Below are 7,544 nucleotides of genomic sequence, written 5' to 3'. Positions count from 1 at the left end.
ATTAAAATTAGACAGGTAGAACAGGAGAGCCTCATCCAAAAAATTAGGCTAAGAATGAAAACTCTACAACTTACTGCACCAGAACAGTATTATCAGTTATTGAGTTTACCTGGATCTGCTAGTGAACAAGAATGGCAGCATTTATCCGAACTACTAACTAATAATGAAAGCTACTTTTTTCGCGATCGCCAGCAGCTCAATCTTCTCAAAAATCAAATTTTCCCCCAGCTAATTCAACAAAAGCGACAGCAAGGCGATCTGACTCTACGGATCTGGAGTGCAGGTTGTTCGACAGGACAAGAACCCTATTCTTTGGCAATTATGCTCAAGGAACTGCTGTTGGATCTCGATGCCTGGAATTTAACAATTTTTGGTACAGATATCGATCTGGCAGCTTTAAACCAGGCTAGGGCTGGAATCTATTCCCAATGGTCATTTAGAGATACTGAACCCAGGATTAAACAGCAGTATTTTGAACCTTTAGGACGCAACTATCAAATTGAGCGATCAATTCGCCAGATGGTCACCTTTCAAAAGCTTAATTTACTCCGCGATCAGTTTCCCCAACTGTTTTCTAACTTGAGAGAAATCGATTTGATTGTTTGTCGTAATGTCTTTATTTACTTTGGTTCAGCTACTATTGGCAAAATTCTGGCAAAATTTTATGATACCTTGCTACCTAATGGTTATTTGCTAGTAGGTCATTCTGAATTGACTGGTCAAAACTTGAGCCGTTTTCAAGCACAAATTTTCCCTCAATCTTTAATTTATCAACGTCGAGCCGATTCGCTCACGAGCCAGCAGAATGCCTTGCCATTAAAGATATGCGAAGCGGTATCCTTTAGGACAAAACGGCAGCCTGTGCCTGAAGCGAATAAACTGCCCGTCAATCCTCAACCTTTAGTTCCCTTGCAGCAACAGGTTAAACTTCCGTTGATACCGATACCACAGCTATCAAAAATAGATGTGGCTAGTGCTGCTCAAGCTATGTCTGCACAAGAAGATGCTCAAAAATTAGTCCAACAAGCAAAACATCTATGGCAGCAAAAACAATCAAATTTAGCGATCAAAAAAGCAGAACAGGCTTTAGCCATTGAACCAGATAATATTGCAGCCTGTTGTTTGCTAGGCAAAATTTATCTAGAACTCAATCAGCTTGATTTGGCGATCGCCATGAGCGATCGCGCTGTGGCAGTTGATTCGCTGAATCTAGAGCTTAATTATTTACTAGCAGAAATTGCTCTTAACCAAAAAGATAACGATGGTGCTAAAACGATCTTCAAAAAAATTCTTTATCTCGATCCAGAGTCAATCAAGGCTGCCATTGAGCTACAGAGAATTTATCAACAGCTAGGCGATCGCCCTAGAGCTAGTAAAATGGCGCAACAGGCAACGAGAATGCTGCAAAAACTTCCCCATTCTCAAGTTCTACCTATCTGCAATAATTTAAGCGTTGCCGAATTGATCTTTCAACTTAAAACTAATCTTTAATTCCTAATCAGCGATTTCCCTTCGCGAACGCCTATCTAAAATAATCATCAAAATGACTCAACAGCATTCATATCTAATTTTTAGAATTAATAACTCTCTTTATGGTGTTAGCACTCTTTCAGTCAAGGAGATTTTTTTACTGCCCGAATTAACTCCTATATTGGAAGCTCCTCCAGGTATAGTTGGCGTGATTGATGTCAGGGGTCAGATTTTGCCAGTAATGGACTTGAATTTGCGTTTTGGTCAACAGATTAATAATTATTCTCTAACGACTCAGGTGATAGTTTTAGAACAAGGAGAACAAAATCTGGGAATTATTGTTGAGGAAGTATCTCAAGTCCGCGATCTTTCCGTAAAAGACACCGCTAACCAGTCAGTTGCCGATCGCCACAGTCATCCCTTTATTGCTGGGGTAGTACGAAGCGAAAACGATATTCTGGTGATTATTAATTTAGCCAACCTAATCAAAGATGTCTTTAATCCAAATTATGGAGCAAGGCAAAATTATTTAGAGCAACCATTTCCTGTAAGACTCTTACCTGGTAAGCATCCACAGCAAGCAACGCCTCGCCAGCAATTAATTATCGGTGATGAACAAATAAAATCAAGTTCTCTGGCTAATTCCTCAACTCAGTTAACCTCAGAAGCCTTAAAAATACTCCGAGAACGAGCAAATCGCCTTCGACAGATTGACGAAGTTAGGCAGAATGCCGATAACGTCAAAAATCTTGCCATCATTGTTTTAAACCAAGAACTTTTTAGCGTCGATCTCGAAAATGTTCGCGAATTTACTAATCTTGAGCAGGTAATACCTGTTCCCTGTTGTCCGCCTCATATCATCGGTAATATGAACCTACGAGGTGAGATTTTGACTTTAATAGATATTTGCCAAGTATTAAATTTACCACCAATTAATTTAGGTAAAATTTCTCAACTGATAGTAGTTGAAGTTGATGATTTACGGGTTGGTTTAGCAATTGAAAAAGTTCGTGATACTATTTCTGTTGACGTTGGAGAGATAGATTTAGTACCCGCAGCCAGCTATTCTACTAACAAGAAGTATTTCCAAGGGACATTATCCTATCAAAAAAGTATGGTCAGTATTTTAAATATTTCTAATATACTGCAAAGCGAAAATTTAGTTGTCGATCAGTCTGGATAAAAAAATAAAGCTCGATTGACTTTCATTTATTTAGGAGCAAGAACTATTATGTTTAAACAATTCAAGCTAAGAGATCGTATTTTAATTGGCTATTCTTTACCTTTAATTGCCTTGATGACAGCTACTGGTCTTAGTTTGTGGAAAGCTAACTACCTCAAAGATCTTTTTCAGGACATCAAAAGAGTAGATCGAGTAATCGGACAATCCCAGAAACTTGAGGCTGGCTTGTCTGAGCTCATTATGGGTACGAGAGGTTATCTAATTAGTAACAGCAATACGTATTTAGAAGAATACAATTTAGGTAAGCAGGCATTTGAAGAATCAGCTAATGCTTTGCAGCAGACAGGTATGATTATTCAACCAGAACAACAGCAGTATGTACAAGAAATAACCCAACTGGGGGAGCAAATAGAACAAAGTACTAGCGAGGTAATTAACCTAGTGCAGCAGGGTCAAAAGCAAGAAGCGATCGCTCTAGCCAATGCAGAACTAGGGGCGGAATTAGATCTAGAATTTGAAAAAGTAAGTAGCCAATTAAATGAATCTGAACGTAAAGAAATAGAGCAAGATATAGCAAAAGCAGAGATTAGTATCAATAACTTAGTTTTGACATTTTTACTTGGTACTTTGGGGTTGAGCGGTTTGAGTACGGCGATCGCTTTAATTATCGCTTCCAGGGCAACTCGAACTATCCTAGAATCCATCGGCAAAATTAGTTCTTCTTCTAACCAAATCGCCGTAACTGTAGAAGAACAAGAGCGTAATGCTAATTTACAAGCAGCTTCGGTCAATGAAACCACTACCGCCATGGATGAACTGGAAGCTACTTCCAGACAGTCTGCCGAACAGGCTAATGCCGCTGCTTTAGCAGCCGAGCAGGTATTCCAGCTTTCCGATAATGGTAATCAAGCAGTGGAAGAAACCTTGGGAGAGATGACTAATTTACGCTCCAAAGTAACGGCGATCGCTGAACAGATTATGCAGTTGAGTGAACAAACAATTCAAATTGGCAACATTTCTGGATTAGTCTCCGATCTTGCCAACCAGACTAACATCTTGGCGTTGAACGCAGCAGTCGAAGCTGTTAGAGCGGGGGAGCATGGGAAAGGTTTTTCCGTCGTAGCAGCAGAAATTCGCAAGCTTGCCGATCAAAGTAAAAACTCTGCCGAAAATATCCGTACTTTGGTGAATGAAATTCAACATAAAATTAATTCGGCGGTGATGGTCACTGATGAAGGCTCGAAAACAGTCGATTCAGGCATTCAAATTGCTAATCGGACTGCGGAGTCTTTTGCAGGGGTAGCAGAAGCCGTCAACAATATGGTGATCAATAATCAGCAGATATCTCTCAATACCAAGCAACAGGTACAGGCAATTCAACAGGTAGTTGAAGCCATGAACAACATTAATTTAGGAGCGAAAGAAACAGCGATCGGCATTGGTCAAACTAAAGAAGGTACAAGTCAGTTAAATGAAGCCACTATTAATTTACAGAGAATAGTTTAATTGCTTAAGACTGCCGCATTTGCCCTGAAAGGAATCAAACCTTTTAGGGTTTTTTGTTTCAATATTTCTGTTATGGTAATGCTGATACTAAATCTGTTTCATGTTACTTGAAAAATTGAGTAACGAGTAATGAGTAATGAGTAATGAGTAATGAGTAATAAGTAACAAGTAATGAGTAATGAGTAACAAGTAATGAGTAACAAGTAATGAGTAACAAGTAATGAGTAATAAGTAACAAGTAACAAGTAACAAGTAATGAGTAATAAGTAACAAGTAACAAGTAACAAGTATTAGTTATTCTAATTTCATCACCAAATTTTTACGCAGAAATTAAACATTACCTTTGCCAAGCGGATTTAGTATGAGATTAATGCAAACCGCTTAAAGAAGTGGAGGAATTAAATTAGGCTTAGAGCTTACAGCTTATAGCTTTTATTAAACTGCGATCGCTCATTGCTATGGTTCTTGATAACTTGCTACCCTAACCTTTAGTTCTCCTGCTTCGGGATCTTGGTTAAAAATAAATTCTCCCGACTGAGTTTCTTGACGAGATAAAAAATCAATTTCCTGTCGACCAAATTGTGTTGTTTCTGAAGTAACCAGCTCTGCTGTAATTTCGACTGAGGTAGCAGTTTTTCCGCCTGAGTTGGTTATGGTAAACGGGACATAATATTGCTGATTTACTTCTCTTGTTTTTTCAGTAGATATAGATAAAATTGGCGGGTTTGTATCTCCTGTGATCCAGGTATAGCAGATTAAGGCAACAATAATACTTACCAAAAACAATGAAATACTTAAGCTGACTTTTTCGGCGAGCGATCGCCTGGGAGAATTTTTGGACATAGAATAACTAGAAGATAATTCAATAAATTTAAACTGCTAAACGCCCCGCAGCGCCACCAATACAGGCAGGTAAACCTAAGATGATACTATAGCGTAGCCACATGAACCAAGGATCGCCAAAAGTTAACTTGTGAAAAAACCACAGCATTAATATTCCTACCAGTAAAGATACTAAATAAGATATAATCGTTTCGCTCTGAGGACTTTGGAATATGCCAGATTGTTGAAGACGATTTTGATAATTGGTAATTTTTGAGGCAAAAACAATTCCATAAGAAATTAGTAATGAAGCTAGCATAATAATCAGTAGCCAACCAGAAGAAGCTGAGGCTGCTAGCATATCCACTTCATCAGTTGGCGCAATACTAAACGCAACAAAGAGAGCGCCGATTACAGCAGCAATCAGATCCGCCACAGTGTTTTTCCAGACTATAGATTTCTGTTGACCAGATTGGGAATTAGGGTTGTCGTGATCTAAATCTGCTTGTGGCTCACCAGTTAAAAGCGATCGCGAAAATGCCACTCCAACGGAAAAAGGAATACCCTCAAAAACGATCTTTCCTAATGCTTCGGTCAAGGATGTTTGCAAATTAATTTCCTGCAAAATGATCATCACCAAGGCTGCACAGGTCAGCCCAATCGCTAAAGTTTCAATTGTTTCAGTGATCGCTTCTGAAATAGTTGCACTTGGTTGGGGTCGAAAACCTTCAATCTGATTGATCAACAGCACAATCATAAAGGTAATGGCTAAGATGCATAAGAGAATCGCTGGCTCGACATAAGAGCCGATAAACCAGACTTCCATTGTGTAAAGCAAAGGAATGCCAAATAAAAATCCCCCCGAAGCGCCACTGATGATTTCTTGAATTTCTGCTTGCCAGCCGTTGCCGTATTTTTTATTTAGCGTATTTCGTGCTGGCTGTTGTCGATTACTCAATGTTCTATTCTGTTCTGTCTTTGATGGTGTTATCGATCATATCTTTTTCAGGCTAAACAAAATAAACTAATTACCGTTAATACTTATTTATTTTTGTAAATAAAAACCTTGATTAAGTAGCTGTATCTATTGCTTAAGAAATACGTCTTTTTAACGATGTCAAGGATTGGATTATTATTTAATGTGAATATGTAGTTGGTTAAGTTTGCCTAGATATATATTTTATGACTAACTCTATTTTGGTGGTTGAGGATAATAATGACCTTCAGGTGTTGTTCAGGCTGGTTTTGGAGTCTGAAGGATACCAAGTTACAATAGCAAATAATGGTCAGGATGCAATTAAGCTTTTAGAAGAAACTCAACCTCAGTTAGTACTTATGGATATTATGATGCCAGGAACTAGTGGCATTGAAGTTTCACGTAGCATCAAACAACAGCGAAATTATGAGACTTTACCAATTCTGCTGGTATCTGCTATTGATCGCCTTAAAGAGCAACAGCTAAATTATAGTCAGGCTAATGGAGTTCTCTACAAACCTTTTAATCTTGAAGATCTACTCAACAAAGTCGAACAGCTAACCAGCGATCGCCAAGTTCAATTAACATCTGCTTAAGTTTTACTTTTCCAGCAGATTTATAGATCGGCAAACTAGTTTTTATAACAAGTTCAAAAGCCGCGATCGCCAAGTAAAGAAAGTGGTTTAGCTAGCATGAAGACTTTTTAGAGATATGAAGGCAGACAATATCCTCCAATTGTTCTAACAGGTAGGGCTTAATCAAACAGCCATCAAAGCCAGCACTAGCAATCATTTCTTGCTCTTTTGCTCCTGCTAAAGCAGTAACGGCAATAACAGGAATTTTCCTCGTCAGCCAATCGATCCGCAAAATTTTTAATAACTCTAAACCATTAATTTGAGGCATGCGAACATCCAGCAAAATCAAGTCTGGTTGCCACTGTTGTGCTAGCGACAACCCCGTTAAAGCGTCTCTAGCAATTAAACAATGGTAGTTGAATAGACTAAGAGCAGTAGAAATATAAATTAAGTTATCCTCGTTATCCTCTACGACGAGAATTGTTGACTGAAATGAGTTTTCCTGAGAAACTGGCGTTAGTGTAGTATACATTGATCATATATATTCTCGTCTTGCTACAATAACGCTTCCCAAAAATCAGAAATAGACTAAATTTGAATTTGGGAAGGGGTTTCGCTAATTTATTTAATTATGCTGTCTATGCCAAGATAATTACTTAAGGGATAAACATATCATAATTATTTTAATTTTAATTATATTTTAATATTTTAGGCTACAAACTTTTGATCTCTGTTATTATATTGCATATTTTGTTATAAAGTTTAACTAAAGCTCTTTGCTAAACGGGTCTACATCTCACGAGGCTGATAAGGTTTGGATACAAAATCCAAAGACAGCCTCTTTTCTTCTCAATGCGGGAGTGATCCTAAATCCGTTTCATATAGGTTACTTTAAAAATTGAGTAATGAGTAACAAGTAACAAGTAACAAGTAGCAAGTAACAAGTAACAAGTAACAAGTAACAAGTAACAAGTAACAAGTAACAAGTAACAAGTAACAAGTAACAAGTAAC

At 38.0% G+C, this 7,544-nt stretch carries 7 protein-coding genes; 4 read left to right on the top strand and 3 right to left on the bottom strand.

Annotated features, from left to right (window positions below):
- From C7B62_RS23290 to C7B62_RS23280, 3 genes are all read left to right on the top strand, one after another.
- A partial coding sequence (locus C7B62_RS23290) for a protein-glutamate O-methyltransferase CheR (protein ID WP_233220122.1) occupies window positions 1–1,491 on the top strand: 1,491 nt, incomplete at its 5' end.
- A 52-nt stretch (window positions 1,492–1,543) separates the two neighbouring features.
- Complete coding sequence (locus tag C7B62_RS23285; RefSeq protein ID WP_106243196.1) at window positions 1,544–2,653, top strand: chemotaxis protein CheW; 1,110 nt, start codon at window positions 1,544–1,546, stop codon at window positions 2,651–2,653.
- Window positions 2,654–2,701: 48 nt separating this feature from the next.
- Entirely contained in the window at window positions 2,702–4,159 is a 1,458-nt protein-coding gene (locus C7B62_RS23280) for a methyl-accepting chemotaxis protein (RefSeq protein ID WP_106243192.1), read from the top strand.
- A gap of 456 nt (window positions 4,160–4,615) precedes the next feature.
- On the opposite strand, the gene C7B62_RS23270 is transcribed toward C7B62_RS23280, so the two are convergent.
- Window positions 4,616–5,002 (bottom strand): TIGR02588 family protein, encoded by a 387-nt coding sequence (locus C7B62_RS23270; RefSeq protein WP_106243185.1) that lies wholly within the window; start codon window positions 5,000–5,002, stop codon window positions 4,616–4,618.
- Window positions 5,003–5,030: 28 nt separating this feature from the next.
- The gene (locus C7B62_RS23265) at window positions 5,031–5,939 is read right to left on the bottom strand and encodes a TIGR02587 family membrane protein (protein ID WP_106243181.1); all 909 of its coding nucleotides are present in this window, start codon (window positions 5,937–5,939) and stop codon (window positions 5,031–5,033) included.
- A 224-nt stretch (window positions 5,940–6,163) separates the two neighbouring features.
- Between C7B62_RS23265 and C7B62_RS23260 the strand changes: the two genes are divergently transcribed.
- Complete coding sequence (locus C7B62_RS23260) at window positions 6,164–6,553, top strand: response regulator (RefSeq protein ID WP_106243178.1); 390 nt, start codon at window positions 6,164–6,166, stop codon at window positions 6,551–6,553.
- A gap of 91 nt (window positions 6,554–6,644) precedes the next feature.
- Here the strand turns inward: C7B62_RS23260 and C7B62_RS23255 are convergent, their stop codons facing one another.
- Complete coding sequence (locus C7B62_RS23255) at window positions 6,645–7,064, bottom strand: response regulator (RefSeq protein ID WP_106243175.1); 420 nt, start codon at window positions 7,062–7,064, stop codon at window positions 6,645–6,647.
- Window positions 7,065–7,544: the final 480 nt, after the last annotated feature.

Origin of the sequence: Pleurocapsa sp. CCALA 161 (genome assembly GCF_003003995.1) — a bacterium.
In the GTDB taxonomy this organism is placed as follows: domain Bacteria; phylum Cyanobacteriota; class Cyanobacteriia; order Cyanobacteriales; family Xenococcaceae; genus Waterburya.
This window is presented reverse-complemented; position numbering and strand designations above follow the sequence as displayed.

Excerpts from the sequence above, each read along its gene's own strand:
- C7B62_RS23285 (WP_106243196.1), top strand. The coding sequence starts at position 1,544 with ATGACTCAACAGCATTCATATCTAATTTTTAGAATTAATAACTCTCTT.
- C7B62_RS23280 (WP_106243192.1), top strand. The coding sequence starts at position 2,702 with ATGTTTAAACAATTCAAGCTAAGAGATCGTATTTTAATTGGCTATTCT.
- C7B62_RS23270 (WP_106243185.1), bottom strand. The coding sequence starts at position 5,002 with ATGTCCAAAAATTCTCCCAGGCGATCGCTCGCCGAAAAAGTCAGCTTA.
- C7B62_RS23260 (WP_106243178.1), top strand. The coding sequence starts at position 6,164 with ATGACTAACTCTATTTTGGTGGTTGAGGATAATAATGACCTTCAGGTG.
- C7B62_RS23255 (WP_106243175.1), bottom strand. The coding sequence starts at position 7,064 with ATGTATACTACACTAACGCCAGTTTCTCAGGAAAACTCATTTCAGTCA.